We start from the raw sequence: 26,974 nt of genomic DNA, 5'->3' as shown, positions 1-26,974 counted from the left end.
CACTGCACACGCCCGACCGGAGATCGCCAATGACCGCCACCCTGATCCTGAGCTGCGTCCTGGCGCTGGCGGTGGGGCTCGCGGTCGGATTCGCACTGCGTCGCAAGGAAATCGACGCCTTTCGCGAACGCAGCCGCGACGACGCGATCGCCGTCGAACGTGCCCGCGCCGAAGCCGACGAAGCACGTCGCGCCCGCGCCGAAACCGAAGGCTTCGTGCGCGCCGCACAGGAACAACTCTCCGCGCGCTTCACCGAACTGGCCGGCAAGGCCTTCCAGGAACGCGGCCAGCAGTTCGAACACAACGTGCGGCAGGCCACCGGCCAATCGAAGTCGGACATCGAATTGCTGCTCAAGCCCTTCGCCGACCAACTCGGCGAATTCCGCAAGCGCGTGGACACCGTCTACGGCGACGAAGCGAAGGAACGCGCCTCGCTGCTCGGCGCCGTGCAGGAACTCAAGACGCTCAACCAGGACATGGCCGCGAAGGCCGATTCGCTCACGCGCGCGCTGAAGGGCAACGCGAAGGTCCGTGGCGACTGGGGCGAACTCATGCTCGAAAGCGTGCTGCGTTCCTCGGGCCTGGAAGAGGGCGTGCACTTCGACCGCCAGCAATCGAGCACCGACGCCGACGGCCGCCGCCTGCGCCCCGACGTGATCGTGCGCTTGCCGGACGATCGCCGCATCGTCGTCGACAGCAAGGTCAACCTCATCGCGTGGCAGGAAGCGGTCAACGCCGATGCGCCGGAGGTGCAGGCCGAAGCGATGCGGCGGCATGCCACCGCGCTGCGCCAGCACGTGCGCGACCTGGCCGATCGCAACTATCCGGCGGCGGTCGGAGAAACCGCGCTCGCCGTGACCATCGCATTCGTGCCGATCGAAGGCGCGCTCTCCGCGGCGCTCGGGTTCGACGACCGCCTGCAGACCGATGCGTTCGAAAAGGGCGTCGTGTTCGCCTCGCCGAACACGCTGATGGCGATGCTCCGCGTCGCCGATCGCCTGTGGACGCGCGACAAGCTGCAGAAGCAGGCGATGAAGATCAGCGAGACCGGCGGCCACCTGCTCGATTCGGTGATCGCCTTCCTGGCCGACTTCACGTCGGTGGGCGCCGAGCTGGAAAACGCGCAGAAGGCTTATCGCGCAGCGCGCAATCGCCTGGAGGAATCGCCGCAGGCCGTGATTCCGCGCGCGCGCCGGCTCGCGGAAATGGGCGTCAAGGGAAAGAAGAAACTACCGGCGGACCTGGAACCGGAAGACCTCGAGGACGCAGCCCTCAGCCGCCATCCATCGGCGTGACCGGGATCGCGTCCATCGGCACGGTCGGGTTGTTTTCTTCCCGCAGGTAGTCGGGCAACGACCGGTCTTCGTCCAGGTTGCGGTCGCCGAAGATCTGGTAATCGCGGCGCTGCAACCACGCATCGCGCACGAGCGCGTAGTCGTCCGCGGCGCCTTCGCGCATCGCATCGACCGCCAGCAGTTGCGTTCGCACGTCGACCAGCTGCAGCCCCTGCACGAAGATGCGGATCTTGTCTTCTTCCACGCCACGCAGCAGCCCGAACGGCGCATCGCCGGCCATGCCGAAGATGTCGCGCACCGTGCGCGGCCCGAACAACGGCAGCTCGACATAGCGCGATTGCTTCCAACCCCATACGCCTAGCGTCTGGCCGAAATCCTCGCTGATGCGCGGGAGCTTCGCGTCCGAGGCGGGGTCGAAGATGCCACCGACGCCGAGCGTGACGTTCAGCGCGAAGCGGCCCATCGCCTGGCCCGCCTGTTTCGGCTTGCCCTGCAGCAGGCTGTTGAGCGCACTCAGGGGCTGGTAGAGATTCGAGAAGAAATTGCTGACGCCCAAGCGCACGGGGCGCGGCACCACCTTGACGTACGTCTTCGCCAACGGCTTGGCGATGATGCGATCGATCGCGTTGTTGAAGGTGTGCATCTTGCGATTGAAGGGTTCCCACGGGTCGTAGGCCTGCGGGAGCTCCGCAGCCGTGGGCAACGCGCCGTCGCCGTAGATGGACACGAAGTCTTCTTCGGCGGCGGTCGGGGCTTCGGCGGTTTGCGGTTCAGCGCTCGTCGATGCGGATGGAACGTCGATCGCGGCGGGCGCCACGGAAGTCGATGCGGCGGGGACGTCGATCGCAACCGGCGGGGCGGTCGTGGTCGGAACCGCAACCTCGGCGGGCGCCGCCGATGTTGCGGGCGCTGCGACCTCCACGGGTGCCTCAAGCGTCGGCCCCGGCATGGCCGCTTCCTGGGCGAACGCGATCGGCGCGCCGAGCGCGAGCAGGGCGCCGGCGAGCAGCGCTGAAATCGAAGCGAGGGGGCGATCCATGCCGAAATTGTAAATGGGGAAAGTGCGGGCCGTTCGGGACGAAGTGTCCTGAATACGGGTCAGGCGTTGGCAAAGGCCAGCGATCCATCCAGCCGGTAAGCGGCCTGGAGCTCGTCCAGGCCCGGCGGGCGGCCTTCGATGGCGACACCATGTCCCGCGCGGCCCGCGAGTTCGGCGAGAAGCGCCACGCCGGCGCTGTCGACGATGGTCACGCCGCGCAGATCGAGGCGACGCACGCCTGCAAGCGTCTTGTTCACCTGCAACCACGCCGCCGCCACCGACGCACGCACCAGTGCGCCGGAGAAGACCAGCGTGTCGCCGTCGCGGGCGACGGCGAGCGGGGAGGCGGAGTTGCGGCGGGCGTCGTTCATCGGACTACTGCGAGGCCTGCGCCTGCATCTTGCCGGCGCGCAGGTCGGCGGCGACCTGCTTGATGCCCTTGGCTTGCAGCGGCCCGTCGAACTGCGTGCGGAAGGTCTGCACGAACGACACGCCTTCGACCATCACGTCGAACACTTTCCAGTCCGCGCCGACCTTGTGCATCAGGTAATCGACCGGCGTGCCCTGCCCGTTGGCGCGGACGAACTCGCTGGACACGCGCACCATCGCGCCGCCACGCAGCGGCGTCTCGCTCTTGACGCGGATCTTCAGGCCCTTGTCGAAGGCCAGCAGCGCCGAGCCGTAGCGCGACATCAGGCTGTCCGACAGCGCGTCGGCGAACAGCTTGACGTCGGCATCCGACGCGCCGCGGCCGTGGCGGCCGAGCACCAGGCGCCCGGCGTAGTCGCGGTCGAACATCTGGGTGAATTCGGTGGCGACGAACTTGTCGAGCGCCGGGCGGTTTTTCATGAACTCGTCGCGGCGCTTTTCGAGCGTGGCGACGATCCGCGTGGCATTGGTGAGCACCAGCTGGCTCGGCTGGCCGCCCTGTGCGGCAGGCGCAGCGGCCGGCTTCGCGGCGGCCTGCGCGTGCACGATCGACGGCGCGGCCGCGGCAAGCGCGACAGCGAGGGCGGAGGCGGCAAGCGCCTGGCGGAGCAGGCCGCGCTGTGACACGCGGACGGCGGTCTGGTTTCGCTTCATGGGGTGGTTTCCGTGGGGGTAGCGGACGTGGTGGGCGCGGCAGGCGCCGAACCGGCGGGCTTGTCGCCACCGGAGAACATGTACTTGCCGACCAACTGCATGAGGTCGACGGCCGACTGCGTCAAGGCGATCTCGTCGCCGGGCTTCAGGGTTTCGACATCTCCGCCCGGCGCCAGGCCCACGTAGGCCTCGCCCAGCAGGCCGCTGGTGAAGATGCCCGCAGACGTATCCGCCGGCAGATCCTTGTAGCGGCCGTCGATCGAGAGGGTGACGACCGAATCGAAGCGCTGCGGATCCAGCCCGATGTCGGATACCGAACCGACGACCACGCCGCCGATCTTCACGGGTGCGGCGACCCGCAACTGCCCGATCGTGGAGAAGCGCGCCTTCAGCGGATATGTATCGCCTCCGAAGCCCCACTTGTTGTTGGTGGAGGCGATCGCGAGGACCAGCAGGCTCGCGAGGGCAAGCAGCAGGAACGCGCCGACCGCGAATTCGAGACGGGGACCACGCATGGCCATCAACTCCTGAACAGCAGGGCGGAAAGGACGAAATTGAACATCAGCACCAGCAGCGATGCGTTGACGACCGCGCGCGTGGTGGCCACCGACGTGCCTTCGATGGTCGGCTCGGCGTGGAAGCCCACGTACGAGGCCACCAGCGCCGACACGCCGCCGAAGATCGCGGCCTTGATGAAGGCGACGAGGAAGTCGTCATGGAAATCGACGCTGTCCTTCATCGTCTGCCAGAACGTGCCGCCGTCGATGCCGATCACGTGCACGGCTTCGAAGTAACCGGCCGCGATCGCCAGGCTGATGAAGAAGCCCGTGAGCAGCGGCACGCACAGCACCGCGGCCCAGAAGCGCGGCGCGACGGTCTTGGCGACCGGGTCGATCGCCATCAGGCCGAGCGCGGTGATCTGGTCGGTCGCGCGCATCAGCCCCAGTTCGGCGGCGATCGACGATCCCGCGCGCCCGACGAACAGCAGCGCCGTCAGCACCGGCCCGAGCTCGCGATACAGGCCCAGGCCGAGCAGCGCACTCACCTGGCCGGTCGCACCGTAGGTTTCCAGCGCGCGATAACCGAGCAAGGTCACCGACAGGCCCACGAACGCACCGCCCGCCGCAATGATCGGCAACGAGCGCGCGCCGATCTTGTAGATCTCGCGCGTGAGTTCGGCGAAGAAATCCCGCGTCGGCTTCGAAGCGCGCAACACCGACAACGAGAACAGGCCCGCGGCGCCGAGGGCGCGCGTGGCGGCGACGAAGGGCATCAGGCGGCCTCCGGCGCGCGCGCCGTGGTGTCGAATGGGATCGGACCGTCCGGCTGGCCTTCGAGGAACTGGCGCACCAGCGGATCGCGCGACGCATCCAGTTCCGCCGGCGTGCCGGAGAACACGATGCCGCCGTTGGCGATTACGATCGCGTGGTCGGCGACCGGCATCGTCTCGTGCACGTGGTGCGTGACGACGATGCTGGTCAGGCCGAGCGTGTCGTTCAGGCGACGCACCAGGCTCATGACCACGCCGCTCGCGATGGGATCCAGGCCCGTCAGCGGTTCGTCGTAGATCATCAGCGGCGGATCCAGCGCCAGCGCACGGGCCAGCGCAACGCGCCGTGCCATGCCCCCGGACAGTTCGCGCGGGAACAGGTCGACCGCCGCGCGCAGCCCCACGGCGTGCAGCTTCATTTCGACCAGGCGGCGGATCACCGCGTCGGGCAGGTCGGTGTGCGTGCGCAGCGGCAGCGCGACGTTCTCGGCGGCCGTGAGGTCGGTGAGCAACCCGTTGCCCTGCAACAGCACGCCGACGCGCTTGCGCATCGTCAGCAAGGCCTTCTGCGCACGCGGGACTTCTTCGCCGAACACTTCGACGCGCCCGGCGGCCGGCAGCAGTTCGCCCGTGAGCGCGGCCAGCAGCGTGGACTTGCCACTGCCCGACGGGCCGAGCACGGCCGTCACGCTGCCGCGCGGGACCGCGAGGTCGACATCGCGCAGCACCACCCGCCCGCCGCGTTCGAGGCGGAGGCCGGACATGCGTACGGCGGATTGGTCGGGGGTCGTGTTCACGCGGTCGGGATCGCTGCCTGAAATGGCCAAAGCCGGGGGCGAAAGCGGCGCAGCTTCGCCATTTGGCACTGAATGGCAGCGTAGCGGGCTTGCGCTTGCTGAATGGGAGAGCCGCGAATTGTCGCACCGCCGGCGACGATCGACAGCATCGGCGCGGCAATCTCGGAGATTGCGACGCCCTCCGGCATCATGTCGCGACATGCAAGGACGCCCCGACTTCCGCCTCTACCACGGCAACGCCCTCGACGTGCTCGCCGGGGTGCTCGCCGCCGAAGTCGCGCGCCTGCCCGCCGACGGTGACTGGCTACGCCCCGACATCGTCCTCGTCCCCCAGTTCTCCATGCGCCGGTGGTTGCAGCAGGCGCTGGCCGAACAGGCCGGCATCTGCGCGAACCTGCGCTTCCTCACGCCGGGCGAATACGTCGACCTCGCGCTGGATGCCAACCTCGGCCCCGCACCCGCGGCCGACCGCCTGGAACCCGACACCCTGCGCTGGCACGCCCTGCGCGAACTGCAACGCCACCCGCCGCCTGCGCTGGAACGCTTCCTCGCCGACGCCGATCCGCGCAAGACCTGGTCGCTCGCCAACGCCCTGTCCGACACCTACGAGAAGTACCAGGCCTGGCGCCGCGACTGGCTGCTGTCCTGGGAGCGCCGCGCGCCGAAGGACGATTGGGAAGCGACGCTGTGGCGCGCGATCGCCCGCGACAAGGCGCACCGCGCGCGGCGCATCGGCGACTTCCTCGCCCGCTTCGGTCCCGAGAGCGATGAAGCGCCGCAGGGCCTGCCGCCGCGCCTGTTCGTGTTCGCGTGCCAGAACGTTTCGCCCGACGTCCTGCAAGTGATCGCCAGCCAGTCGCGCGCCGGCACGCAGCATTTCTTCCTCCATTCGCCCGCGCGCGGATTCTGGGGCGACCTCGCCCGCTGGTCCGCGTATACGCCGACCACCGACGAGGCCTACCTCGCCGCGAACGACACGCCCCCCAATCCACTGCTCGCCGCCTGGGGCCAGGCCGGCCGCGATTTCGTCGCGATGCTCGTCGGTGGCGAAATCGCATCGCCGTCGTTCGATGTCGCGCCGTTCGTCCAACCCGCGCGCGACACGCTGCTCGGCCGCATGCAGGCCGACCTGCTCGACAACCGCGCGCCGCTGCACGCGAACAACGACGCCCAATGGCCACGCGCGCAAGTCGACGTGCGCGACGCGAGCCTGCAATTCCATGCCTGCCACACGCGCCTGCGCGAAGTGCAGGTGCTGCACGACCAACTGCGCGCGCTGCTCGAAACGCAACCGGACCTGCAACCGCGCGACATCGCCGTGCTCGCACCGGACATCGATGCGTACGCGCCGCACATCGAGGCGGTCTTCGGCGGTGCGCTCGGCACGTCGCGCGAGTTGCCGTACACGATCGCCGATACGAGCCCGCTGGCGAGCGCGCCGGTCGCGGAGGCATTCCTGCGCTTGCTCGAATTGCCGCTGCACGCGCCATCGCTCGCCGACCTGCTCGACCTGCTCGCCGTGCCCGCGATCGCCGCGCGCTTCTGCTTGGAGGATGCCGACCGCATGCGCGTGCAGGATTGGCTCGAAAACGCCGGCGCGCGCTGGGGCCTGGACGCCGTCGATCGCGCGCGCCACGGCGCCGACGGCGACGCGTTCACCATCGAGTTCGCGATCGACCGCTTGTTGTTGGGATATGCGAGCGGCGACGATGAAGACATCGCCGGTGTCGCGCCCTGGCCCGAGCTCGAAGGCCAGGCCGCCGAAGCGCTCGACGCCTTGCTGCAGTTCGTCGCGATGCTGCGCGAGCTGCGTTCGCGCCTCGCCGGCCCGCACCCGCCCGCGGTTTGGGCGACGCTGTTGCAGCGCCTGCTCGACGACGCCTTCGCGCCGGCGCGCGACAGCAGCGATGCGGCCATCCTGCGCCGCCTGCGCGATGCCATCGGCCGCTTCGCCGACGGCGCGGCGCGCGCGCAATACGACACGCCGGTGGAGCACGCCGTCGTTCTCGAGCAATTGCGCGGCGAACTCGGCCAGGCCGATGCGCGCGCACCCTTCCTCTCCGGCGGCATCTGCTTCGGCCGCATGGTGCCGATGCGCCTGATCCCCTTCCGCGTCACTTGCCTGCTCGGCATGGACGCAGACGCATTCCCCGCCCGCGAAGGCCGCGACCCCATCAACCGCATCGCCAACGCGCTCGGCACGGCCGATCGCCGCAAGGGCGATCCCTCGCGGCGCGATGCCGACCGCTATCTGTTCCTGCAGCTGTTCGCGTCCGCCGGCCGCGTGTTGTCGCTCAGTTGGTGCGGCATGGATCCGCGCGACAACAGCCGGCGCGAACCTTCGACGTTGGTCGCCGAATTGCTCGATGCCGCGGCCGCGTACCACGCAGGCGACGCCGACCACGCGCGCGAATCCCTCGTCGTGCGACACGCATTGCAACCCTTCGCGCCCGCGGCCTTCGGTGCCGCGCACGCCGGTGGGCAGGCCGAGCCGCGCCGCTTCAGCTACGACGCACGCTGGCGCGCCGCCTCCGAAGAAACCGCGGGCGTCGACGACGCGCCGGTCTTCGCGCCGCCCACGCTGTGGTTGCCGCCGTCGGACGCCGAGCGCGGCGCGCTGTCGCTCGATCGCCTGCGCCGTTCGATGATGCGGCCGCACGCGGTGTATCTGCAGGAAGGCCTGCTGTTGCGCTTGCCCGAGGACGAAGCGCCGCTGGCGGAGCACGAACCGCTCGGCGCGCCCGATGCGCTGGGCCAATACGCACTGCGGCACGCGGTGTTCGATGCGTGGCTGCGTGCGAGCGGTCGGCCCGACGCGCACGCGTTGCACGCGCGTTTGCTTGCCCGCGCGCTGATCGCGCCCGGTGCGGACGGTCGCGGTCAAGTGGCCGATCTGCTCGAAGAGATCGCGCCCTTCGCGCAGATGGCGCTCGACAAGGGTTTCGGCGATCGCGCGACGCGCGTGCCGTTCGCGCACGAGTCGGCGTCCGGTGCGCTGCGCGGCACGCTCGATGGCGTGCATCGGCCCGGCATGTTGCGCGTGGTGTTGCGGCCCGATGGCCTGCACGGTGGACACGCCGTGCGACACGGGCTGGAGCGCCTGTGCGCCGCGGTCGCCGGCATCAAGTTCTTCGAGCTGGCGCGCGAAAACAAGGAATCGCCGCCGGCCTGGATCGAGCGCAAGCCGCCGACGCCGAAACGCGCCGCTGCGACGCTCGATTCGCTGTTCGGCTGGCACGACGCCGCCGTGCGGGCACCGCAGGTTTTCCTGCCGAAAAGCGGGCACTGCTTCGTCCGCAAGCTCGATGGCCGGTACGACGAGGCGGCGATCAATGCGGCGACCAAGTCCGCGCGCGAGACCTGGACCGGCACGCAGTTCGACGGTGCCGGCCGCGCGGAAGCCTCTCCGGCGACGCGCGTGGCCCTGCGCGGGCGAGATCCCTTCTTCGACGACGACGTGCAGTCGCTGACCCGTTTCAAGTTGCTGTCGGTCTCGCTCTTCGGTGCGCTCGGCGACGCCACGCCGCTCGACCCGGAGGTGTACGCGTGAGCGCCACCGTGTTCGACACGCCGCTCGATGCACGCAGCCTGGTCGAAGCCAGCGCGGGCACCGGCAAAACGTACGCGCTCGCAGGCTTGTTCGCGCGCGCGGTGATCGCGCAGCGCCTGCAAGTGCCGCAGATCCTCGCGGTGACCTACACCGTCGCCGCGACGCAGGAGTTGCACGAGCGCGTGCGGCTGCGCCTGCAGCGCGCCGCGCAACTCGCGGTCGAATGGCGCGAGGACGCGCACGACGAAGGCGACGATACGGAGGCGACGCTCCTGCGGCGCCTGTTGCGCGAGGCCCTGCGCGACGAACCGCTGCCTTCCCTGCGCCTGCGCCTCCAACGCGCCGTGCGCGATCTCGACCTCGCCGCGATCACCACCATCCACGGCTTCTGCCAACGCCTGCTCGCCGAACACGCCTTGCTCGCGGGGCAACCGCTGGTGCGCGCCGACATCGAACCGGGCAACGCCGCGCAACGCGATCGCCTGGCCGTCGTGCTGTGGCGCACGCATGCACGCACCGCCGAGGGCGCGGACTTCCTGCAGCGCACATTCCGCGAAGTCGACGGGCTCGCCGACGCATTGCGCGACCTGCTGCCGCTCGAACCGCTACTCCCGCCACCGCCGCCGGGGGACGCGATCGCGCGGCGCGACGCCGCGTGGCGGGCGCTGCGCGAACAGTTTCGCGTGCACGGCGAACAGGATCTCGAATCCCTGCGGATGGCTTCGACCAGGCGCATCCTCAAGTCGGGCAAGGAAGCCCTGCAATACGAAGCACTCTGGCAGTGGTTCGCCGCGCAATCCGACGCCGCGCCGCAACCGCACGAAGACCTCGCATCGCTCACGCCCGCCGGGCTGGTGAAGTGCTGCCCGCCGACCAAACAGGCGCTCGCGCCGCAGCTGTCCATCGGCGATGCGGTGCAAGCCTTCGTGTGCGCGAGCGAAGGCGTCGACCTGTTCCTGCTGCACGCCCTGCGCGGCGATGCGCGCCGCGAAGACCAGGCGATCAAGCGCAATGCGAACGTGCGCGATTTCGACGACCTCGTCGATGCCGTGTTCGCCGCGCTGGAGGCGCCGGACGTGGCGACGACCCTGGTCGAGGCCTTGCACGAACAATTCCCCCTCGTGCTCGTCGACGAATTCCAGGACACCGACGCGCGCCAATGGGCGATCTTCTCGCGCCTGTTCGGCGAAGGCGGCCTGCTGCTCGTCGGCGACCCGAAGCAGGCGATCTACCGTTTCCGCGGCGGCGACGTGCAGACGTACCTGGACGCGCGCTCGACCGCGACCCTCGCCGCGCCGCTCGACCGCAACTTCCGTTCGCGTCCCTGCTTGCTCGAAGCGGTGAACGCGGTGTTCGGCGCCGCGCCAGCGGACCTGCTCGGCGATGGCATTGCATTCGCGCCGACCCGGCCGGGCGGCCGCGCGTGCGATCCGGACTTGTTGATCGACGGCGCGCCTGCGCCGGCCATCGTGGTGCAGGAACTCCCCGCCAAGTCGAGCGGCAAATGGACCGCGCAGGAATCCATCGATCTCGCCGCGGGCAGTTGCGCGCGTGCGATCCGCGATCTGCTCGTGCGCTCGCGCGACGGCAATGCCATGCGCCACGACGGCGCCGTGCAGCGGCCGATCGAAGCACGCGATTGCGCCGTCCTCGTGCGCAGCCATCGCGAGGGCATCGCGATCCGCGACGCGCTCACGCATCTCGGCGTCCCGGCCGTCAGCGCGGGCCGCGGCAGCCTGTACGAAACCGACGAAGCGCAGCAGTTGCTCGCCTTGCTGCTCGCGCTGTCCACGCCCGGCGACGAGCGGCGCCTGCGTGCGGTGCTCGCGACGCCGTTGTTCGGTTACGACGCCGCCGCACTGCAGGCGCGCGAAAGCGACGGCGACCAGCGCCGCCGCTGGCAGCAGGATCTCGCCGACTGGCGCCTGCGTTGGGAATCGCACGGTCCCCAGCCGATGCTGGCCGATGTCCTCGCGCGCGAAGCGGCGCGCATGCTCGCCTTCGCCGACGGCGAACGGCGCATCACGCACTTGTTGCAGTTGGGCGAGCAATTGCAGGAGGCGCGAGCGCACCGCCTCGGCCCGCAGGGCCAGGTCGATTGGTTGCGCGCCGCCATCGCGCACGCCGACCGCGAAGACGAAACGCAATGGCCGAACCTGGAATCCGACGCCAGCCGCGTGCAGATCCTCACCCTGCACAAGAGCAAGGGCCTGGAATTCCCGCTGGTCTTCCTGCCCTTCGCCGGCATCGGTCGTGCGAACGGCGGCAAGGCACGCGTCGTGCAATATCACGACGAGGCCGGCCAGCGCGTGCGCCAGTGGAAAACGCGTGAGCGCCATGCGGGCGCGCCCTCGTGGGACGATGCCTGCCAGGCCGCGAAGCGCGAGGACGCGGCCGAAGACATGCGGCTGCTGTACGTCGGCCTGACGCGCGCCCGCGATGCGATGTGGCTCGCGACCGGGCCGCTCGCGTCGAATGCCCAATCGTCCCTGCAGCGTTTGTTCGGCGGCGCGCTGCCGCGCGCGGAGTTGATCGGCGGAAACATCGTCGTGCGCGCGCCGGAAAATACGAGCGACGACGCGCGCCTGGCACCCGCCGTCCCCGACGCGATTCCCGCGCCGCGCACGCCGCATCGCCGCCTGCGCCGCGACTGGTGGATCCACAGCTTCTCGCAGTTGCATCGCCAACATGCGCACGGTGCGCAGGCGCTCGCGGAAGAAGCGCCGGCCGACGACGAACGCCCGCTCGCCGTGTTCGACACCATCGATCCGGCATTGCTGCGGTTCTCCGGCACGCGCTTCGGCAACGCGCTGCATCACGCGCTGGAACACGTGGACTTCGCCGCCTGGCGCGACCCCGACGCCCTGCCTGCCGACCAACATGCATTCCTGCGGGAGGCATTGCGGTCGCAGGATTATCCGGAAAGCGATTTCGACGCCGGCGTGCGCGAACTCGCACCGCTGGTCGCGCGCACGCTGACCGCGCCGCTCCCCGAAGGCGTGCGGCTCTGCGACGTGCCTGCGTCCGCGCGCATCGCCGAACTCGAATTCCATTTCACGCTCGCCGATGCCGACGCGCCCGCCTTGCTGTCCTTGTTGCAGCAACACGGCATCGCCGTGGGTCGCCGCGATTTCGGCGCGTGGCCGAAACTCAGCGGCCTGATGACCGGCAAGATCGACCTGACTTATCGCGTCGATGGTCGCGTGTACGTCATCGACTACAAGTCCAATCGCCTGCCGGGATGGGATGCCGCGACGGTGGCGCAGGCGATGGCGTCGAGCGAATACGATCTGCAGGCGCTGTTGTACGCCGTCGCCGTGCATCGGTGGTTGCGCATGCGCCTGGGGAATCGCGCGGCGGCGACGGATGCCTTCGGTGGCGTGCGTTATCTCTTCTGTCGCGGCCTGGAGGCCACCGATCCGCAGCGTGGCGTCGTGGTGCCGGATTTGCCTGCCGCCCTGATCCACGCCGTCGACGACTTGCTCGGAGGGACCGCATGAACGCGCAACGCGACGACCTGCCGCGCGCCTTCGACCATGCCTTCGCGCAGACTCTCGCGCGGCGCGAGCCCGACGCCGACCCGCGCGTGATCGATGCCGCCGCGCGCGCCGCGTTCGCCATCGCGCAGGGGCACGCCGCACTCGACCTCGACGGCGATGCGGGCCTGCGCGATGCGCTTGTCGCTTCGCGCTGGGTCGCACGTCCCGATGCCGATGCAGTGGCCGATCCGGCCGCGCCGCTCGTGCTCGAAGGCGACCTGCTTTACCTGCGCCGTTATCGCGAGTACGAACGGCGGCTTGCGGAAGGATTGCGGCGCATCGCCGCGGCCGAACTGCACGCCGATGGACTCGCCGCGCTCGCGCCGGTCTTCGAACGCCTCTTCCCCGCGCAGGCACGCGACGCGCACCAGGCGCGCGCGGCCGCACTCGCGTTGCGCCACCCCCTGCTCCTGGTCACCGGCGGCCCGGGCACGGGCAAGACGACCACGATCGCGCGCATGCTCCTGCTCGCCGTCGCGCAGGCGCAAGCCGCTGGCCGCACGCTGCGCATCGCCCTCGCCGCGCCGACAGGCCGCGCCGCCGACCGCATGGCGCAAAGCCTGCGCTTTGCGGTCGAGCACCTGCGCCAAGCCGGTCTCGACGCCGCGCTGTGCGATGCCTTGCCTGCCGATGCCTCGACATTGCATCGCCTGCTCGGCGCGATCCACGACCGCCCGCATTTCCGCCACGGCGTCGACTTGCCGCTGCCGCACGACATCATCGTCGTCGACGAGGCCTCGATGGTCGATCTGCCGCTGATGTGCAAGCTCGTCGAAGCCGTGCCCGATGGCGCGCGCCTGGTGTTGCTCGGCGATCGCGATCAGTTGCCGTCGGTCGAAGCCGGCGACGTGCTCGCCGCGATCGCCGATGCCGCGGCCACGGTCGGGATCGCGAGCGACGCCACGCTCGAAACGCTGGCCGCCCCGCTCGCCGCGCCGCACCGCTTCAAGGGTTTGCGCGTCGCGCTGGCGCATACGTATCGGCAGGCTGACGCGTTCGACCTGGCGCCGCTCGCCGCCGCGGTGCGCGATGGCGATGCGGACGGCGCCCTGGCGTTGCTGCGCGGCGGCGCGCTGCGCGATGTCCACTTCCACGAAGCGGTGAGCGATCCGCTCGCGCCGCAGTTGCGCGACACCCTGCTGGCGCCGTGGCGCGCACTGGGCGCCGTCGACGCAGCGTCGCCGGTCGAGATCGAACACGCGCTCGCGCTCGCCCAGCGCGCGCGCCTGCTCACGGCCTTGCGCAACGGCGCGCAAGGCGCGGTGGCATTGAATGCGCGCATCGAGGAAGCGCTCGCCGGCGCGCAGCGCGATCCGTATTTCCACGGGCGGCTGGTGGCGATCACCGAGAACAGCTATCGCCATGGCCTGTTCAACGGCGACCTGGGCCTGTGCTTGCGCGGCGAAGACGGGAGCGTGGTTTGGTTCCGCACTGCAGCAGGCCTGCGGCCGTTCCACCCGGCGGCGCTGCCGGCGCACGCCGGTGCGTTCGCGATGACCGTGCACAAGGCGCAGGGCTCGGAATTCGACACCGTTTGGTTGCAGTTGCCCCGGCAGTTCGCGCGCACGCTTTCGCGCGAACTCGTCTACACCGCGATCACGCGCGCGCGCAATGCCTTGCACCTGTGCGCGTCGGAAACCGCGCTGCGACAAGCGTTGTCGGTTCGCGCGCAACGCGTGTCCGGGTTGGCGCGGCGTTTGCGCAAAGCGTGACGATTTCGTTGCGCGGGATTTTCTGAACACGCAAGCGCGCATGTGTTGCCGTTGGTTCAACAAAACAGGCATTGCCTTCACTGTCGCTGCACCGCGCAGTTACTAAGTTGCGGACCTCGCGTCCAACAGCGCGAGCGTCCCCCACGACAGGAGCAAAAGAACGATGAGCGATATCAAGAAGGACCACAGCATCGGTGAAGGTACGGGCGCAGTGACTGGCGCCGTCACGGGTGCGGCCGTGGGTACGGCGGCAGGCCCGGTCGGCACCGTGGTCGGCGCGATCGCTGGTGGCGTGCTCGGTGCGAAGGCTGGCGGCAAGATCGCCGAGGCCGTGAACCCGACCGAATACAACGACCACTGGAAGAACAGCTACCGCGACACCGCCTACTACAACAAGAGCGGCGACTGGTCGGATTACGAGCCGGCCTACAAGTACGGCTACGACACCTACGGCCAGTACCGCGGGCAGAAGTTCGACGACGTCGAACCGGATCTGCAGCGCGGATGGGAAGCGGGCAAGGCGAACTCGCGCCTGGCTTGGGGTGAAGCGAAGGGCGCGGTGCGCGACGGTTGGCATTACGTCGAGCGCGCGATGCCTGGCGACGCCGACCACGACGGTCGCTGATCGCATCGCAAAAGGACTCGCGGTGCGAACGCGCCGCAAGACGAGCCGGGGGAACCCGGACGCAAGGGCCGCCTCGTGCGGCCTTTGCTTTGCCGCCTCGCCGAAGCCGCAGTTTCACCGTCATTGAACGCGACCCCGCCTAGCTTCGAAGCTCGACACGGGAGCCGCGCCGATGAGCATCCTCAAGAAAGACCACGTGGTCGGAACCTCGGGCGCAGCCCTCGCGGGCGGTGCGGCGGGCGCGGCGTTGGGCGCCGTCGTCGCAGGGCCGCCGGGCATGGCGGTCGGCGGTATCGTCGGCGTGGCGCTGGGCGCGACGGCCGGGGATCGCATCGCCGAGGCGCGCGACCGGCGCGAGAACCTCGGCCACTTCGAACAGATCTACCAGTCGATGCCGTATTACCGCGCCGGATACACCTGGCACGACTACGCCCCGGCCTATCGCTACGGGCTGGAAACATACGAACGGTACGGGGAGGAGTCGTTCCCGGAAGCCGAGTCGATCCTGCAGGGCGCCTGGGAGTCCAACGCGCATTTCGGTTCGCGCATGGCCTGGCTGGAGGCGCGCCCGGCGGTCGAACACGCATGGCGCTCGATGCAGGAAGCGCTCGGCAAGGCCGAGCACATGCCACCGCCGCGCTAGCCGGTACCATGGCGGCCCCCGCCGGCACGCAGGGCCGCCCCCGATGAGCGACGACCGCAATTCCGTTTCCCGCGCGCAGGCCGAAGACGCCGTGCGTACCCTGCTGCGCTGGTCCGGCGACGACCCGGCGCGTGAGGGCCTGCTCGACACGCCCAAGCGCGTGGTCAAGGCCTACGAGGATTGGTTCAGCGGCTACGCGCTGGATCCCGAAGACTATCTCGGTCGCACCTTCGAGGAAGTCGAGGGCTACGACGAACTCGTCGTGCTGCGCGACATCCAGTTCGAGAGCCACTGCGAGCATCACATGGCGCCGATCATCGGCCGCGCGCACGTGGGTTACCTGCCGGCCGGCAAGGTGGTGGGCATCAGCAAGCTGGCACGCGTGGTCGATGCGTACGCGCGCCGCTTCCAGGTGCAGGAAAAGATGACGGCGCAGATCGCCGGCTGCATCCAGCGCGCGCTGCATCCGCTGGGCGTGGGCGTGGTCATCGAGGCCGCGCACGAATGCATGACCACGCGCGGCGTCCACAAGCGCGGTGTCAGCATGGTCACATCGACCATGCTCGGGACCTTCCGTGAAGACGCACGTACCCGCGGCGAATTCCTCCAGTTCATCTCCGTCGGCAGCGGCCACCGCTGAGCTGCCGACACTCGACTGCCTGATCGTCGGTGCCGGCCCCGCCGGCCTGACCGCGGCGACGTATTTCGCGCGCTTCCATCGGCGCGCAGTCGTGGTGGATGCCGGCAAGAGCCGCGCACGCTGGATCCCCAGGAGTCACAACTGCCCGGGGTTCCCCTTCGGTGTATCGGGCACCGAGCTCCTCGCCAAGCTCCGCGCGCAAGCGACCGGCTACGGCGCCGACATCGTCGAAGGGTGCATCGCCAAGCTCGAGCGCGACGGCGATGCCTTCCTCGCCACCGCGCAGGACGGAACGCGTTGGCGCGCCACGTTCGTGCTCATCGCCACCGGCATCGTCGATGCGATGCCATCGATGCCGGGGCTGGAGGACGCGATCGCGCGCAACGTCGTCCGCATGTGCGCGGTCTGCGACGCGTACGAAGCCAGCGACGATCGCATCGCGGTGTACGCGCCCGTCGACGTGGCGATCGCGCATGCGGTGTTCCTGCGCACGTTCTCGCGCAACGTCGTTGCGGTGCGCTCCGAGCCCGGCGACCCGAGCGAAGCGAACGCGGCGCTGGCGCGCGAGGCGCGCGTGTCGGTGTTGCCGGTGGCGAAATCGCTGGAACACGATGGCCGCTGCTGCGTCTTCCGACTCGAGGACGACAGCGTGCACCGATTCGACACGGTGTACCCGATCCTTGGCGCCAGGGCGCAATCGCACCTGGCGACCGCGCTGGGCGCGTCGGTCGACGAAAACGGCGAGCTCCACGTGGACGAGCGACAGGAGACCAACGTCGACGGTCTCTACGCGATCGGCGACATCGTCAGTGTGTTGAACCAGATCAGCGTGGCCGTGGGCCATGCCGCCATCGCGGCCACGGCGATCCACAACCGCTTGCCGCGCAACTTCCGCGAAGACCCCGACGCACAGCCGGCGACGGCAGCGGACCTGCCATCGCCGTGACGCTCAGGAGTGCTGGATGCGTGGCACCGTTTTCCTGGGATCGTTGGAGATCATCGGATCGCAGGGAATGATCGAGCCGTTGGTGCTGTCGAGCACGGAAACGCAATAGTCGGCGTTCAATGGCGCGGTGTTGAGATCGGTCACCGCCGCGTTGTCCGTCGTGTACGACCCGCTCAACTGCGGGGGCGTGATGTCGTTGGTGAAGCCCACGCCGTTGACGCTGTAGCGATTGTTGCCGTTGAGGCTGACACTGATGGTCGCCGCTCCCTCGCCGACCTTCGTCTTCAATCCGCCGTTGTTCTGGTTGCCGCCGGTGTATTTGAAGCTGTATTGCATCTGGGTGTTCGGCGCGGTGACCGTGACCCAGCCATTGCCGTTGTTGCTGCCGGGCTGCACGTTGAGGTTCACGCTTTCGTTTGGCATTGCGATGCTCCGTCGGTGGGGGTCAAACGTGGCGAGGATCGTTGGAAATCATCGGGTCGCAATCGATCAGGAAACCGTCGTCGCGTTTCACGACGACGAGGTAATAGGCCTGCATCGCGTATTCGTTGGTGTTGGAGATGCTCGCGTGGTCGCCGCTGCTGTCCTTTCGCACCCATTCCAACTGGTGGTTGTCGTCGCCGGAAAAGCTGACGTCGTGGATGTCGTACTTCGATTTGGATTGGGAGCGGTCGGTGGTCTTGAGCTTCACCGCGTACAGCTGCTCCCCGTCGCCCACTTGCGCGTTGAGGTGTCCGCGGCCCTTCCTGCCCCCATCGAAGCGATAGGCGTACGGCTCCTTCTCGCTGTTCCTGATCGCCGTCGTCGCACGCCAATCGCCGTCAGGGGGATTGCCGCGCATCACTTCCAGTTTTGCTTCCTGTCTGTCGTTTTTCATCGCACTGCCACCGTCGGTTTGGAGAGTTGGGTCTGCAAGGTGCGCGTCTTGCCCAGCCAATCGACGACGCGCTCGTTCTTGGGTTCCACCGCGACGATTGCCGCGAACATGCGTTCGGCTTCGCCGGCGATGGGCATTGCGTCGCTCGGCTTCGTCACGCCGACCAGCTGCGCGCGCCAATAGCGTCCGATGCCCTGTTGGCTGAGCCAGGTCCGATTCGTGGGGTCGTGTTTGACCAGTGCATCCGCTTCGCGATTGGCCGCTTCGGTGGCCATGCGCGCGCCGGCGAAGTCGCCGCGCTTGAAGCGCACCTGGGCGAGCAGCAACTGCGCGTCCACCCAGTCCTTGCGCCACGTGGCGTTGTCGGGCTCGAGCTTGCGCAGGGCCTCGACATTCGACAACAACGTGGCGAACCACGTCTCGGCTTCATCGAAGCGCCTTTGCTGCTCGGCATTGGTGCCCAGCCAGGACACGACGATGCCTTCCTCCGAGCGCGTCTGCGTGTCGTTGGGGCGTTGCTTCACCCAGCCGCGGAACAATTCGAGCTCGCGCTTCATCGCGTTCTCGGCCGCTTCGTGTTGCTTGCGCTGCTCCAGGAGCACGGCGAGGTTGTGGTAGCCGTAGGCGGCTTCCTTCTGCCAGTCGAAGTTCTTGCGATCCATCGCCGCCAATTGCAGCGCGCTGTCGCGATACTGCGTGAGCCAGCGCTGCGCTTCGTCCAGATTCCCCTGCACGTAGGCCACGTTGCCGATCCAGTATTCGGCCTGCGCGCGATCGAACAAGCGTTGCCCGTTGGCCGGGTCGCGCGCGGCGAGTGCCGTCGTGCGCGCATACGCCTGGCGGAAGGCGCGCATCGCTTCGACGTGGTTGCCCTCTTCCAGCCGCACCTGGCCGATGCCGGTGAGGGAGCGCGCCTGTTCCCCGAGCGCGCGGTCGTTGAGGTCGCGCGGGTTGAGTTCGGCGAAATACGTCGTCGCCTTGTCGTCGACCTTGCGCATCAGGTCGAGCCGGCCGACGGTCGTCAGTTTCTTGCGCAGGTCGCCGAGCATGAAGCCGAGCAGGTCTTCGGCCTGCGCCTGCCGACGTTGCGCATCGTTGCGCGCGACGTGCGCGGTGATCGCGAGCCCCGAGGTGATCGTCATCCCCGCGAGTGCGGCAGCCGTGACGAAGACGAGGCGGCGGTTGCGACGCTGTGCTTCGCGCTGGACGAGCGCGTCGTAGCCCACGCCCAGGATGCCCGCGACGAGTTTGAGGAAGGCGCGGTCCTTGCCGTCGCCTTCGGGCCGCGCATCGGCCGCGAGCGGAATGCGCCCCTCCTCGATCGTCGCGGGCGGAAAGCAGTTGTCGACGGCAGGATCGCCTTCGACGATGAAACAGAAGATGCGATCGCTCCGCTCCTGGGCCAGGAATGCACGCACTTCCGCATCCACCCATTGCGAGCGAGCCGCCGCCGGCGAGCAGATCACGACGAGCGCGTCGGACTCGGAGAGGGCTTCGCGGATCGTACTGCTGAGATCGCCCGCGGTCGGCAACTCATCGCGATCGCGGAACACCGCACCCAATTTCGCGGGAATCGCACCGGCGCGACCATGCGTGCCGACCAGCCGGCCAGGCACGCGATACGACTCCAGCCGACGCAACAACCAGCGCGCCCAGTGAGCGTCGTTGTGGCTGTAGCTGAGGAACGCGCGATAGCGCACGAGTAGGGCCCCGCAGGGCGCATGGGGGACGTTGTGGGAACGCCCGGACCCGTGAATCCCGGACACCCATGCGACAGACGGTCACTGATCAGGTGGGCGGGCGCCGGGCTAGACTGCACGCCGTCGTTCCGCCAGCGAATCCCACAGTGACTGACACCGCCGCACCGGGCGCGCGCAAGGCCGCGCTCGCCTTCATCTTCGTCACCGTCCTGATCGACATCCTCGCCTTCGGACTCATCATCCCGGTGCTGCCGCACTTGTTGATGGACTTCGTCGGCGGCGACACCGTGCATGCGGCGTATTGGGTCGGCGTGTTCGGTTTCCTGTTCGCTGCGATCCAGTTCATTTCGGCCCCCGTGCAGGGCGCGATGTCCGATCGCTTCGGCCGGCGGCCGGTGATCCTGCTCTCGTGCCTCGGGCTCGGCGTGGATTTCATCTTCATGGCGGTGGCGCAAACCTTGCCCTGGTTGCTCGTCGGTCGCGTTGTTTCGGCGATGTTCTCGGCGAGTTTCACCACCGCGAACGCCTACATCGCCGACGTCACCGAACCGTCGAAGCGCGCGCAGGCCTACGGCATGATCGGCGCGGCGTTCGGCCTGGGCTTCATCATCGGCCCGGCGATCGGTGGACACCTGGGTGAAGTGAACGTGCGCCTGCCCTTCTGGTTCGCTGCAGGCCTGGCGCTGGTGAACTTCGTCTACGGGATGTTCGTGCTGCCCGAATCCCTGCCGGTGGAGCGCCGCACGAAGCGGATCGACTGGGCGCACGCCAACCCCATCGGCTCGCTCAGGTTGCTCGGCCAATACCGTGCGATCTGGGGCCTGGCCGTCGTGGTGTTCCTGGTGAACTTCGCGCACTACGTGTATCCGAGCGTGTTCGTGCTGTTCGCCGATTTCGCCTACGGCTGGGGCTCGGGCGACGTGGGTTGGGTGCTCGGTGCGGTCGGCGTGTTGAGCGTGATCGTCAACGCGGTGCTCGTGAAGCGCATCGTCGGCGCGATCGGTGAGCGGCGCGCGTTGTTGCTCGGCCTGTCGTGCGGCGTGGTGGGGTTCACCATTTACGGTTTCGCGCCGACCGGTGCGGTGTTCCTGATGGGCCTGCCGATCATGTCGCTGTGGGCATTGGCGATGCCCTCGACGCAGGCAATGGTGACGCGTGAGGTGGGGCCCGAAGTGCAGGGGCGCGTGCAAGGTGCATTGACGAGCCTGGCGAGTCTCGCCGGCATCGTCGCACCGGTGATCTACACGTCGGTCTTCGCGTTGTTCATCGGTCCGCATGCGCCGGGCAAACTGCCGGGCGCGCCGTTCCTGTTGGCGGGTGCGTTGCTCGCGTGTGCCGGTTTGGTGGCGTGGCGCTTCTCGAAGACGCACGCCGCATCGCGCACCGCGCGCGACGAAGCGAAAACCGAAGCGGCGACCTGAGCGCCGCCAGCGTTCGAGGTCAGCGTTCGAGAATTGCGACGACGCCCATCCCGCCGGCGGTGCAGATCGACACCAGGCACCGCCCGCCGCCGCGTTCCTTCAATTCCTTCGCGGCCGTGGCGACGATGCGCGCACCGGTCGCCGCGAAGGGATGCCCCGCCGCGAGCGAAGAACCGTTCGGATTGATCTTCGCCGGATCGATCCGGCCCAGCGGTGCTTCCAGGCCCAGCCGCGTGCGGCAGTACTCCTCGCTCTCCCACGCGCGCAGCGTGCACAACACCTGCGCGGCGAAGGCTTCGTGGATTTCGTAGAAGTCGAAGTCCTGCAACGTCAGGCCGTTGCGCCTGAGCATCTCGGGGACGGCGATCGTCGGCGCCATCAGCAGGCCTTCGCCATGCACGAAGTCGACCGCCGCCACGTGCGCATCGCGCAGGTGGCACAGGACTTCGAGATTGTGCGCGGCGGCCCATTCGTCGCTGGCCACCAGGCATGCCGCGGCGCCGTCGGTCAGCGGCGTGGAATTGCCGGCGGTCAGCGTGCCGCGGCCCGAGGTCTTGTCGAAGGCGGGCTTCAGCGTCGCGAGTTTTTCGATCGAGGTATCGGCCCGCAGGATGTTGTCGCGCGACACGCCGCGGAAACTCACGACGAGGTCGTCGAAAAATCCGCGCTCGTACGCGGCGGCGAGCTTGTGGTGCGAAGCGACGGCGAGCTCGTCCTGCGAGTCGCGCGAGATATTCCACTGCTTCGCCATGTCCTCGGTGTGCTCGCCCATCGACTTGCCCGTGCGCGGTTCGGCGACGCCGGGGAAATCGGGCTTGAGCTCGCGGAAGTGGAAGCCCTTGAACGCGGCGAGCTTTTCCTTCGGCGTCTTCATCATCGCGGCGGCGAGCAGGCGGCGACGCAGCCGCTGGCCGTAGACGATCGGCACGTCGGAAGTGGTGTCCGAGCCGCCGCCAATGCCCACTTCGATCTGGCCCGTCGATATCTTGTTGGCGATGTGCACGATCGTGTCGAGCGAGGTGCCGCACGCGCGCTGCAGCGTGATGCCGGGCGTCAGCGGCGAGAGGCCCGAGGACAGCGCGGCCTCGCGGCCGAGGTTCCAGTCGCTGGAATGCTTGATCACCGCGCCGAGCGCAACTTCGCCCAGGTGTTGTCCGTGAAGGCCGAACTTCTCGACCAGCGCGCCGAGCGTGCGCACCGACATGCCGAGGTTGCCGACATCGGCATACGCCGTGTTCTGCTTGCAGAAGGGGATGCGGACGCCGCCGAGGATGGCGACGGGACGGCCGTGCAGCATCGGATGACCTCGTCGATCACAGCCCGCCGCGAGAACCGCCCGGGCATAATGCGATGCAGTGTAAACCCCGCCACCAGCGGGGCCAATCCACGTTCCCGGCCCTCAGATGAACAACGCAACGCCCGACCTCCAATTGCTCGGCGCCCTCGCGCTGGAACTCGCGCCAGGCTCCGATGCACAGCGCACCGCGCTCGCCCAGGCCGACGCCGGAGCCCTTGCGCAGAAGATGGCGCAGGATCTGTCGAGCTTCGCCGACGGGGCCGATGCCCTGCAATTGGTGACCGTCGGTGCGCATTACGACGTGGTCGAATTGCTGCGGCCGGGTTGGCCTCTGCATCGCGAACTGGACCAGCTCGCGGCGCGCGCACCCGGCGATGCCGCCGGCCGCGTCGTCGCGTTCGGCGCACATGCCGACACGCTGCCGGGCGCGCTCACGCCGCAAGGCGAATACGCGGGCGGGCCGCTGCGCCTGATCCCTTTCGTATTGGGTGGGGACGCCGATATCGCGACGCGCGTCGGCGATCTGTTGGAACGCGACCTGATGGAACGCGGCATGGCCGGCGCCGCGACTGCGTTGCTCGCGCAGGAGGCCTTCGGCCTGAAGGTCGAGCACGCGCGTTACCTCACGCTGCACGACCTGGCCGCGATGATGGCGATGCAGTACGAACACGCGGGCCTTGCCTCGCTCTGGCCGATCCTGGAAGCCGCGCTGCTCGCCCCCGATGCCGAAGAATGGCTGGAAACCCGCCCCGAACCCGTCGTGCATTACACCGATCGCGAAGCACGCATCGCGATGTTCACGCCGCAGGCGTGGCGCGAACGTTACGCGCCGGAAGCGGCGCACACGACCGAAGGCCAGTGCGACAAGCTCGAGCGCGCATTCGAATTCTTCCAGGCGCGGCAGCGCCAGTTCGCCGCGGTGCTCCAGGCGCACGGGATCCCGGTGACGTTCGTGCATTGCGACGCGGGCCACGACGCGCACGAAGAACTCTAGCGCGTCAACCGCCGCCGTCGGTCCGCGCAAAATACAAGCGGTAGCCTTCGTCCTGCATGCCCAGCGCTTCGTACGTGCGCTGGGCATTTTCATTCTCGCGCTCGACGAACAAGCGCAGGCCGACGACGCCGTCGGTCTGTTTCGCCAAGGCTTCGACGTGGCGATACAAGGCCGAAAACACGCCTTTGCGCCGATGTCCGGGTGGGACGTAGACGCTCTGGATCCACCACCAGTCGCCGTTGCGCCAGTCGCTCCATTCGGTCGTGAGCATCAGTGTTCCGACCGGCACGCCGATGGTCTCCGCGCCCGCGAACGTCGCATCTTCCATCGCGACGAAATACCGCGACTTCCGCGGATCGGCGATGCCTGCAGCGACGCCCGCACGCACCGTCGAGGCATCGAGCTGTTTGCCTTCGGTTTCCAGGGCCATCGCCGCATTCCAGTCGGCGATGAACCCGGCGTCCGCCGGATGCGCGGGACGAATGCGGAAGGCGTGCGTCATTGCACGATCTTGATGACCGCGCACGCGACGCGCGCGCCGGCATTGCCCGCCGGTTGCGAGGTGTAATCGTCCGCCGCCGCGTGCACGACGAGCGCGCGATCGGCGATGTCGTTCGCCGCGCCGCCGCCGAGCGTCACGCCCGCCAGGTGGATGTCCAGATTGACCTGGCCCTGCGCATTGGCGGCGATGTTGTCCATGTCGCCTGCGTGGTGCGCGGGGGTATTCGCGCGGCCATGCGGCTGGCCCATCGGATTGAAATGCCCGCCTGCCGAACTGGCATCGGCCGCGGTGCAATCGCCCTTCTCGTGCACGTGGATGGCGTGCACGCTGTTGGGCAGGAAGCCGCCGACCGTGCCGGTGAGATGGACGCCGTCGGTCATCGGACGAAGGGTGACGCGGCCACTGACGAGGCTGCCGGAGGCGGGCGCGAGGTTCGCACGACCTTCCTTCGCCGTGCTCAACGAGGGCGGCGGTGCCGGCGCGGGCTTCGGCGCGCTCGCGCAGGCGGCAAGCGTGAGCGTGGCAACGATGGCGATGGCGTGGCGCATTCGAAATCCTCCGTGGTCAGTGCCGCTTGCGGCCGGGGCCGAGCTTGCGGGTGAGCGTGTTACGTCCGAGTCCAAGCCGCTGCGCTGCTTCGCCGCGATGGCCTTGCGTATGTTCGAGTGCCGCGTCGAGCAGGATGCGGTCGAAGCGATCGCGCGCCTCGGCGTGAAGATCGGCGGCGCCCGCCGCGAGCCGTTCGCGGGCCCATCGCGCGAGCGACGCTTCCCAATCTTCGTCGCGCGTCGCGTCCGGTACGGCATGCGCGAAGGCCACGTCGAGCTCGGCCGTGCCGATCGTATCGCCCGGCGCGAGCGCCGCCAGGCGCCAACACACGTTTTCGAGTTCACGCACGTTGCCGGGCCAATCGTACTTGCGCAGGCGGTCGAGCGCCGGCTTCGCGAAGCGTTTCGCCGGTGCACCGAGTTTTCGCGCCGCCGCGGCGAGGAATCGTTCGGCGAGTGCGGGCACGTCGTCGCGGCGATCGCGCAAGGGCGGCAGATGCAGGCGCACGACATCGAGGCGATGCAACAGGTCGGCGCGGAACTTGCCCTCGGCGACGAGGCGTTCGAGTTGCTGGTGCGTGGCGGCGATCACGCGCACGTCGACGCGGATCAATTCACGCCCGCCCACGCGGAAGAACTCCCCTTCGGCGAGCACGCGCAGCAGGCGCGTCTGCAACGGGAGGGGCATGTCGCCGATCTCATCGAGGAACAGCGTGCCGCCGTCGGCTTGTTCGAAACGCCCGACATGGCGTTTCTGCGCACCGGTGAAGGCGCCGGCTTCATGGCCGAACAGTTCGCTCTCGAGCAATTCCGACGGAATCGCCGCGGTGTTCAAGGCAACGAACGGCCGGTGCGCGCGCGGCGATTCGCGATGCAGCGCGCGCGCGACCAGTTCCTTGCCCGTGCCCGTCTCGCCCGTGATCAGCACGGACAGCGGCGCCTGTGCGAGGCGCCCGATGCTCCGGAACAGCGCGCGCATCGCCGGTGTCTCGCCGATCAGTTCCTGGTTGGGTGCGCTCGTCGGCGCGACGGTCGCGGCGTGGGCGTTCGTCGCGGGGAGCGCCCGGCCTGCGATTTCCACCGCGGCGTCCAGGTCGAAGGGCTTCGACAGGAATTCGTACGCGCCGCCGCGGAACGCACCGGCGGTACTCGCGATGTCGGTGTAGGCGCTCATCACGATGACCGGCAATTGCGGCGCGGCGGTCTTCAACTTTTCGAGCAAGGCCAGGCCGTCTTCGCCCGGCATGCGCACGTCGGTGAACAACAGATCGGGCGCACCACGCGAACGCAAGGCGTCGAGCGCATCGCGCGCGTTCTCGAATCCGTCGACCGCGTAGCCAGCTTCGCGCAACGCGGTGGCCAGGACGAAGCGCACGGCGCGATCGTCGTCGACGATCCACACGCGTGCGGCGTTGCGCACGTCACTCGGCATCACGGCCCTCCCCTGTTTCGTCTTCGAGCCACAACGGCAACAACAGCGTGAACACCGTATGCCCCGGTCGCGAACGATAGGCGAGCGAACCGCGATGTTCGCGCGCAACCTGCTGCGCAAGGGCGAGCCCCAGGCCGCTGCCGGCGGCGTGCCCGCTCACCAGCGGCAGGAAAATACGTTCGGCGAGTTCTTCCGGCACGCCACGGCCGTCGTCGACGATTTCCAGGCGCAGCGCGAGCGGATGCGGCACGTCGCCGATGCGCACGCCGTGTTCGGCGCGCGTGCGCAACGTGATGTTGGCTGCGCCCGCATCGATCGCGTTGCGCACCAGATTCCACACCGCCTGCGTGAGGCGGTCGCCGTCGCCGAGGACGTCGGGCAGCGACGGGTCGTAATCGCGCACCAGGCGCAGGGCCCAACCCGCGTCGCTTTCCGCAAGGCGCAGCACGCGTTCGAGCACGGCGTGGATGTTCACCGGTTCGAAGGGGCGCGGTGGCGCGGGCGAGAGCAGGCGATCAAGCAGGCCGGTGAGGCGATCGACCTCGGATTCGATGAGCGAGACCAACTCGCGACCCGTGTCGTCGTTCGCGACGCGACGTGACAACAACTGCGCGGCGCCCTTCAAGCCGGCGAGCGGATTGCGCAGTTCGTGCGCGAGCCCTTTCAACGCGGCGGACAGCGCGCTCGGCAACAGTTGCGCGGGGTCATCGCCGGGAAACTCGTCGACCGGGTGCGCTTCGAGCCACCAGCCGCCGCCCTCTCGCGCGGTCAGCGTGACGTCCGCGAAGCGCGGCGCCTCGGTGCCGGGGAAGGCCAACGGAATCCGGCGCAATCGCGCGCCCTCGCCTTGCCCCGAAATGGCGCGAACGAAGGCGTCCCCCTCGAACTCCAGAGCAGCCAGCGGCACGCCCGCCAGGCGCTTGGCGCTGACCCCGAGCCACCGCGCGCAAGCCGCGTTGGCGCCCGCGATGCGGCCATCGGCGCCGGTCCAGGCGACGGGCGTGCTGAGCAGATCCAGGTCGGAAGAGGGCGCCAACATTGCACCAATGTAGTGCGAAAGGACA

At 68.7% G+C, this 26,974-nt stretch carries 25 protein-coding genes; 10 read left to right on the top strand and 15 right to left on the bottom strand.

Annotated elements, in window-relative coordinates; genetic code table 11:
• Positions 1-29 precede the first annotated feature (29 nt).
• Positions 30-1,295 (top strand): DNA recombination protein RmuC, encoded by a 1,266-nt coding sequence (locus ACXJJ8_RS05090; RefSeq protein WP_499027315.1) that lies wholly within the window; start codon positions 30-32, stop codon positions 1,293-1,295.
• On the opposite strand, the gene ACXJJ8_RS05085 is transcribed toward ACXJJ8_RS05090, so the two are convergent.
• Genes ACXJJ8_RS05085 through ACXJJ8_RS05055 form a run of 7 tightly spaced genes read right to left on the bottom strand, consistent with a single transcriptional unit; the run spans position 1,273 to position 5,675 of the window.
• Positions 1,273-2,334 carry an MlaA family lipoprotein gene (locus ACXJJ8_RS05085; RefSeq protein ID WP_499027313.1) on the bottom strand — a complete coding sequence of 354 codons (1,062 nt, stop codon included), beginning with the start codon at positions 2,332-2,334 and terminating at the stop codon, positions 1,273-1,275. The genes ACXJJ8_RS05090 and ACXJJ8_RS05085 overlap by 23 nt on opposite strands.
• Before the next feature lie 59 nt (positions 2,335-2,393).
• Positions 2,394-2,705 (bottom strand): STAS domain-containing protein, encoded by a 312-nt coding sequence (locus ACXJJ8_RS05080; RefSeq protein ID WP_499027311.1) that lies wholly within the window; start codon positions 2,703-2,705, stop codon positions 2,394-2,396.
• A 4-nt stretch (positions 2,706-2,709) separates the two neighbouring features.
• Positions 2,710-3,417 carry an MlaC/ttg2D family ABC transporter substrate-binding protein gene (locus tag ACXJJ8_RS05075; protein WP_499027310.1) on the bottom strand — a complete coding sequence of 236 codons (708 nt, stop codon included), beginning with the start codon at positions 3,415-3,417 and terminating at the stop codon, positions 2,710-2,712.
• A complete protein-coding gene (gene mlaD, locus ACXJJ8_RS05070; RefSeq protein ID WP_499027309.1) occupies positions 3,414-3,938 on the bottom strand; it encodes an outer membrane lipid asymmetry maintenance protein MlaD in 525 nt (174 codons plus the stop codon). Before mlaD ends, ACXJJ8_RS05075 begins: the two co-directional genes overlap by 4 nt.
• A complete protein-coding gene (locus ACXJJ8_RS05065) occupies positions 3,938-4,690 on the bottom strand; it encodes an MlaE family lipid ABC transporter permease subunit (protein ID WP_499027308.1) in 753 nt (250 codons plus the stop codon). The genes mlaD and ACXJJ8_RS05065 overlap by 1 nt, the downstream gene beginning before the upstream one ends.
• Complete coding sequence (locus ACXJJ8_RS05060; RefSeq protein ID WP_499028576.1) at positions 4,690-5,451, bottom strand: ABC transporter ATP-binding protein; 762 nt, start codon at positions 5,449-5,451, stop codon at positions 4,690-4,692. Before ACXJJ8_RS05060 ends, ACXJJ8_RS05065 begins: the two co-directional genes overlap by 1 nt.
• A 29-nt stretch (positions 5,452-5,480) precedes the next feature.
• Complete coding sequence (locus tag ACXJJ8_RS05055; RefSeq protein WP_499027307.1) at positions 5,481-5,675, bottom strand: hypothetical protein; 195 nt, start codon at positions 5,673-5,675, stop codon at positions 5,481-5,483.
• 8 nt (positions 5,676-5,683) lie between these two features.
• Between ACXJJ8_RS05055 and recC the strand changes: the two genes are divergently transcribed.
• The 7 genes from recC (at position 5,684) to ACXJJ8_RS05020 (ending at position 17,139) form a co-directional block, all read left to right on the top strand.
• On the top strand, positions 5,684-9,034 hold the full coding sequence (gene recC / locus ACXJJ8_RS05050) for an exodeoxyribonuclease V subunit gamma (protein ID WP_499027306.1): 3,351 nt from the start codon (positions 5,684-5,686) through the stop codon (positions 9,032-9,034).
• On the top strand, positions 9,031-12,534 hold the full coding sequence (locus ACXJJ8_RS05045) for a UvrD-helicase domain-containing protein (protein WP_499027305.1): 3,504 nt from the start codon (positions 9,031-9,033) through the stop codon (positions 12,532-12,534). The genes recC and ACXJJ8_RS05045 overlap by 4 nt, the downstream gene beginning before the upstream one ends.
• Positions 12,531-14,285 (top strand): exodeoxyribonuclease V subunit alpha, encoded by a 1,755-nt coding sequence (gene recD, locus ACXJJ8_RS05040; protein WP_499027304.1) that lies wholly within the window; start codon positions 12,531-12,533, stop codon positions 14,283-14,285. Before ACXJJ8_RS05045 ends, recD begins: the two co-directional genes overlap by 4 nt.
• A gap of 163 nt (positions 14,286-14,448) precedes the next feature.
• The gene (locus ACXJJ8_RS05035) at positions 14,449-14,910 is read left to right on the top strand and encodes a glycine zipper domain-containing protein (RefSeq protein WP_499027303.1); all 462 of its coding nucleotides are present in this window, start codon (positions 14,449-14,451) and stop codon (positions 14,908-14,910) included.
• 172 nt (positions 14,911-15,082) lie between these two features.
• Positions 15,083-15,553 (top strand): hypothetical protein, encoded by a 471-nt coding sequence (locus tag ACXJJ8_RS05030; protein ID WP_499027302.1) that lies wholly within the window; start codon positions 15,083-15,085, stop codon positions 15,551-15,553.
• A 43-nt stretch (positions 15,554-15,596) separates the two neighbouring features.
• Positions 15,597-16,193: a GTP cyclohydrolase I FolE gene (folE, locus tag ACXJJ8_RS05025; RefSeq protein WP_499027301.1), complete on the top strand. Its 597-nt coding sequence runs from the start codon at positions 15,597-15,599 to the stop codon at positions 16,191-16,193.
• Entirely contained in the window at positions 16,129-17,139 is a 1,011-nt protein-coding gene (locus tag ACXJJ8_RS05020) for an NAD(P)/FAD-dependent oxidoreductase (protein WP_499027300.1), read from the top strand. Before folE ends, ACXJJ8_RS05020 begins: the two co-directional genes overlap by 65 nt.
• A gap of 3 nt (positions 17,140-17,142) precedes the next feature.
• On the opposite strand, the gene ACXJJ8_RS05015 is transcribed toward ACXJJ8_RS05020, so the two are convergent.
• The 3 genes from ACXJJ8_RS05015 to ACXJJ8_RS05005 are packed head-to-tail and all read right to left on the bottom strand — an operon-like array spanning position 17,143 to position 19,716.
• Complete coding sequence (locus ACXJJ8_RS05015) at positions 17,143-17,562, bottom strand: hypothetical protein (protein WP_499027299.1); 420 nt, start codon at positions 17,560-17,562, stop codon at positions 17,143-17,145.
• 22 nt (positions 17,563-17,584) lie between these two features.
• On the bottom strand, positions 17,585-18,016 hold the full coding sequence (locus ACXJJ8_RS05010; RefSeq protein ID WP_499027298.1) for a hypothetical protein: 432 nt from the start codon (positions 18,014-18,016) through the stop codon (positions 17,585-17,587).
• Positions 18,013-19,716 (bottom strand): toll/interleukin-1 receptor domain-containing protein, encoded by a 1,704-nt coding sequence (locus ACXJJ8_RS05005; RefSeq protein ID WP_499027297.1) that lies wholly within the window; start codon positions 19,714-19,716, stop codon positions 18,013-18,015. Before ACXJJ8_RS05005 ends, ACXJJ8_RS05010 begins: the two co-directional genes overlap by 4 nt.
• A 146-nt stretch (positions 19,717-19,862) precedes the next feature.
• On the opposite strand from ACXJJ8_RS05005, the gene ACXJJ8_RS05000 reads away from it, so the two are divergent.
• Positions 19,863-21,137, top strand: a complete 1,275-nt coding sequence (locus tag ACXJJ8_RS05000; RefSeq protein ID WP_499027296.1) for a TCR/Tet family MFS transporter — start codon at positions 19,863-19,865, stop codon at positions 21,135-21,137.
• Positions 21,138-21,156: 19 nt separating this feature from the next.
• On the opposite strand, the gene ACXJJ8_RS04995 is transcribed toward ACXJJ8_RS05000, so the two are convergent.
• Complete coding sequence (locus ACXJJ8_RS04995) at positions 21,157-22,434, bottom strand: acetyl-CoA C-acetyltransferase (protein ID WP_499027295.1); 1,278 nt, start codon at positions 22,432-22,434, stop codon at positions 21,157-21,159.
• 106 nt (positions 22,435-22,540) lie between these two features.
• On the opposite strand from ACXJJ8_RS04995, the gene ACXJJ8_RS04990 reads away from it, so the two are divergent.
• Entirely contained in the window at positions 22,541-23,428 is an 888-nt protein-coding gene (locus ACXJJ8_RS04990; RefSeq protein ID WP_499027294.1) for a hypothetical protein, read from the top strand.
• Positions 23,429-23,432: 4 nt separating this feature from the next.
• Here ACXJJ8_RS04990 and ACXJJ8_RS04985 read toward each other — a convergent pair whose 3' ends face one another.
• From ACXJJ8_RS04985 to ACXJJ8_RS04970, 4 genes are read right to left on the bottom strand one after another with little or no spacing between them, the layout of a single operon-like run.
• Entirely contained in the window at positions 23,433-23,930 is a 498-nt protein-coding gene (locus ACXJJ8_RS04985) for a GNAT family N-acetyltransferase (protein WP_499027293.1), read from the bottom strand.
• A complete protein-coding gene (locus tag ACXJJ8_RS04980; protein WP_499027292.1) occupies positions 23,927-24,478 on the bottom strand; it encodes a superoxide dismutase family protein in 552 nt (183 codons plus the stop codon). Before ACXJJ8_RS04980 ends, ACXJJ8_RS04985 begins: the two co-directional genes overlap by 4 nt.
• 16 nt (positions 24,479-24,494) lie before the next feature.
• Positions 24,495-25,910, bottom strand: coding sequence for a nitrogen regulation protein NR(I) (ntrC, locus tag ACXJJ8_RS04975; protein WP_499027291.1), 1,416 nt, complete (start codon positions 25,908-25,910; stop codon positions 24,495-24,497).
• Positions 25,900-26,949 carry a two-component system sensor histidine kinase NtrB gene (locus ACXJJ8_RS04970; protein ID WP_499027290.1) on the bottom strand — a complete coding sequence of 350 codons (1,050 nt, stop codon included), beginning with the start codon at positions 26,947-26,949 and terminating at the stop codon, positions 25,900-25,902. The genes ntrC and ACXJJ8_RS04970 overlap by 11 nt, the downstream gene beginning before the upstream one ends.
• Positions 26,950-26,974 lie beyond the last annotated feature (25 nt).

Source organism: Lysobacter sp. P5_C4 (genome assembly GCF_054049695.1).
This window is presented reverse-complemented; position numbering and strand designations above follow the sequence as displayed.

Bases quoted from the DNA above. Each gene is read 5' to 3' on its own strand.
- recC (WP_499027306.1), top strand. From the start codon at position 5,684: ATGCAAGGACGCCCCGACTTCCGCCTCTACCACGGCAACGCCCTCGAC.
- ACXJJ8_RS04995 (WP_499027295.1), bottom strand. From the start codon at position 22,434: ATGCTGCACGGCCGTCCCGTCGCCATCCTCGGCGGCGTCCGCATCCCC.
- ACXJJ8_RS05065 (WP_499027308.1), bottom strand. From the start codon at position 4,690: ATGCCCTTCGTCGCCGCCACGCGCGCCCTCGGCGCCGCGGGCCTGTTC.
- recD (WP_499027304.1), top strand. From the start codon at position 12,531: ATGAACGCGCAACGCGACGACCTGCCGCGCGCCTTCGACCATGCCTTC.
- ACXJJ8_RS05035 (WP_499027303.1), top strand. From the start codon at position 14,449: ATGAGCGATATCAAGAAGGACCACAGCATCGGTGAAGGTACGGGCGCA.
- ACXJJ8_RS05080 (WP_499027311.1), bottom strand. From the start codon at position 2,705: ATGAACGACGCCCGCCGCAACTCCGCCTCCCCGCTCGCCGTCGCCCGC.
- ACXJJ8_RS05060 (WP_499028576.1), bottom strand. From the start codon at position 5,451: ATGTCCGGCCTCCGCCTCGAACGCGGCGGGCGGGTGGTGCTGCGCGAT.
- ACXJJ8_RS04990 (WP_499027294.1), top strand. From the start codon at position 22,541: ATGAACAACGCAACGCCCGACCTCCAATTGCTCGGCGCCCTCGCGCTG.
- ACXJJ8_RS04970 (WP_499027290.1), bottom strand. From the start codon at position 26,949: ATGTTGGCGCCCTCTTCCGACCTGGATCTGCTCAGCACGCCCGTCGCC.
- ACXJJ8_RS04985 (WP_499027293.1), bottom strand. From the start codon at position 23,930: ATGACGCACGCCTTCCGCATTCGTCCCGCGCATCCGGCGGACGCCGGG.
- ntrC (WP_499027291.1), bottom strand. From the start codon at position 25,910: ATGCCGAGTGACGTGCGCAACGCCGCACGCGTGTGGATCGTCGACGAC.
- ACXJJ8_RS04980 (WP_499027292.1), bottom strand. From the start codon at position 24,478: ATGCGCCACGCCATCGCCATCGTTGCCACGCTCACGCTTGCCGCCTGC.
- folE (WP_499027301.1), top strand. From the start codon at position 15,597: ATGAGCGACGACCGCAATTCCGTTTCCCGCGCGCAGGCCGAAGACGCC.
- ACXJJ8_RS05015 (WP_499027299.1), bottom strand. From the start codon at position 17,562: ATGCCAAACGAAAGCGTGAACCTCAACGTGCAGCCCGGCAGCAACAAC.
- ACXJJ8_RS05085 (WP_499027313.1), bottom strand. From the start codon at position 2,334: ATGGATCGCCCCCTCGCTTCGATTTCAGCGCTGCTCGCCGGCGCCCTG.
- ACXJJ8_RS05090 (WP_499027315.1), top strand. From the start codon at position 30: ATGACCGCCACCCTGATCCTGAGCTGCGTCCTGGCGCTGGCGGTGGGG.
- ACXJJ8_RS05075 (WP_499027310.1), bottom strand. From the start codon at position 3,417: ATGAAGCGAAACCAGACCGCCGTCCGCGTGTCACAGCGCGGCCTGCTC.
- ACXJJ8_RS05010 (WP_499027298.1), bottom strand. From the start codon at position 18,016: ATGAAAAACGACAGACAGGAAGCAAAACTGGAAGTGATGCGCGGCAAT.
- ACXJJ8_RS05030 (WP_499027302.1), top strand. From the start codon at position 15,083: ATGAGCATCCTCAAGAAAGACCACGTGGTCGGAACCTCGGGCGCAGCC.
- mlaD (WP_499027309.1), bottom strand. From the start codon at position 3,938: ATGGCCATGCGTGGTCCCCGTCTCGAATTCGCGGTCGGCGCGTTCCTG.
- ACXJJ8_RS05055 (WP_499027307.1), bottom strand. From the start codon at position 5,675: ATGATGCCGGAGGGCGTCGCAATCTCCGAGATTGCCGCGCCGATGCTG.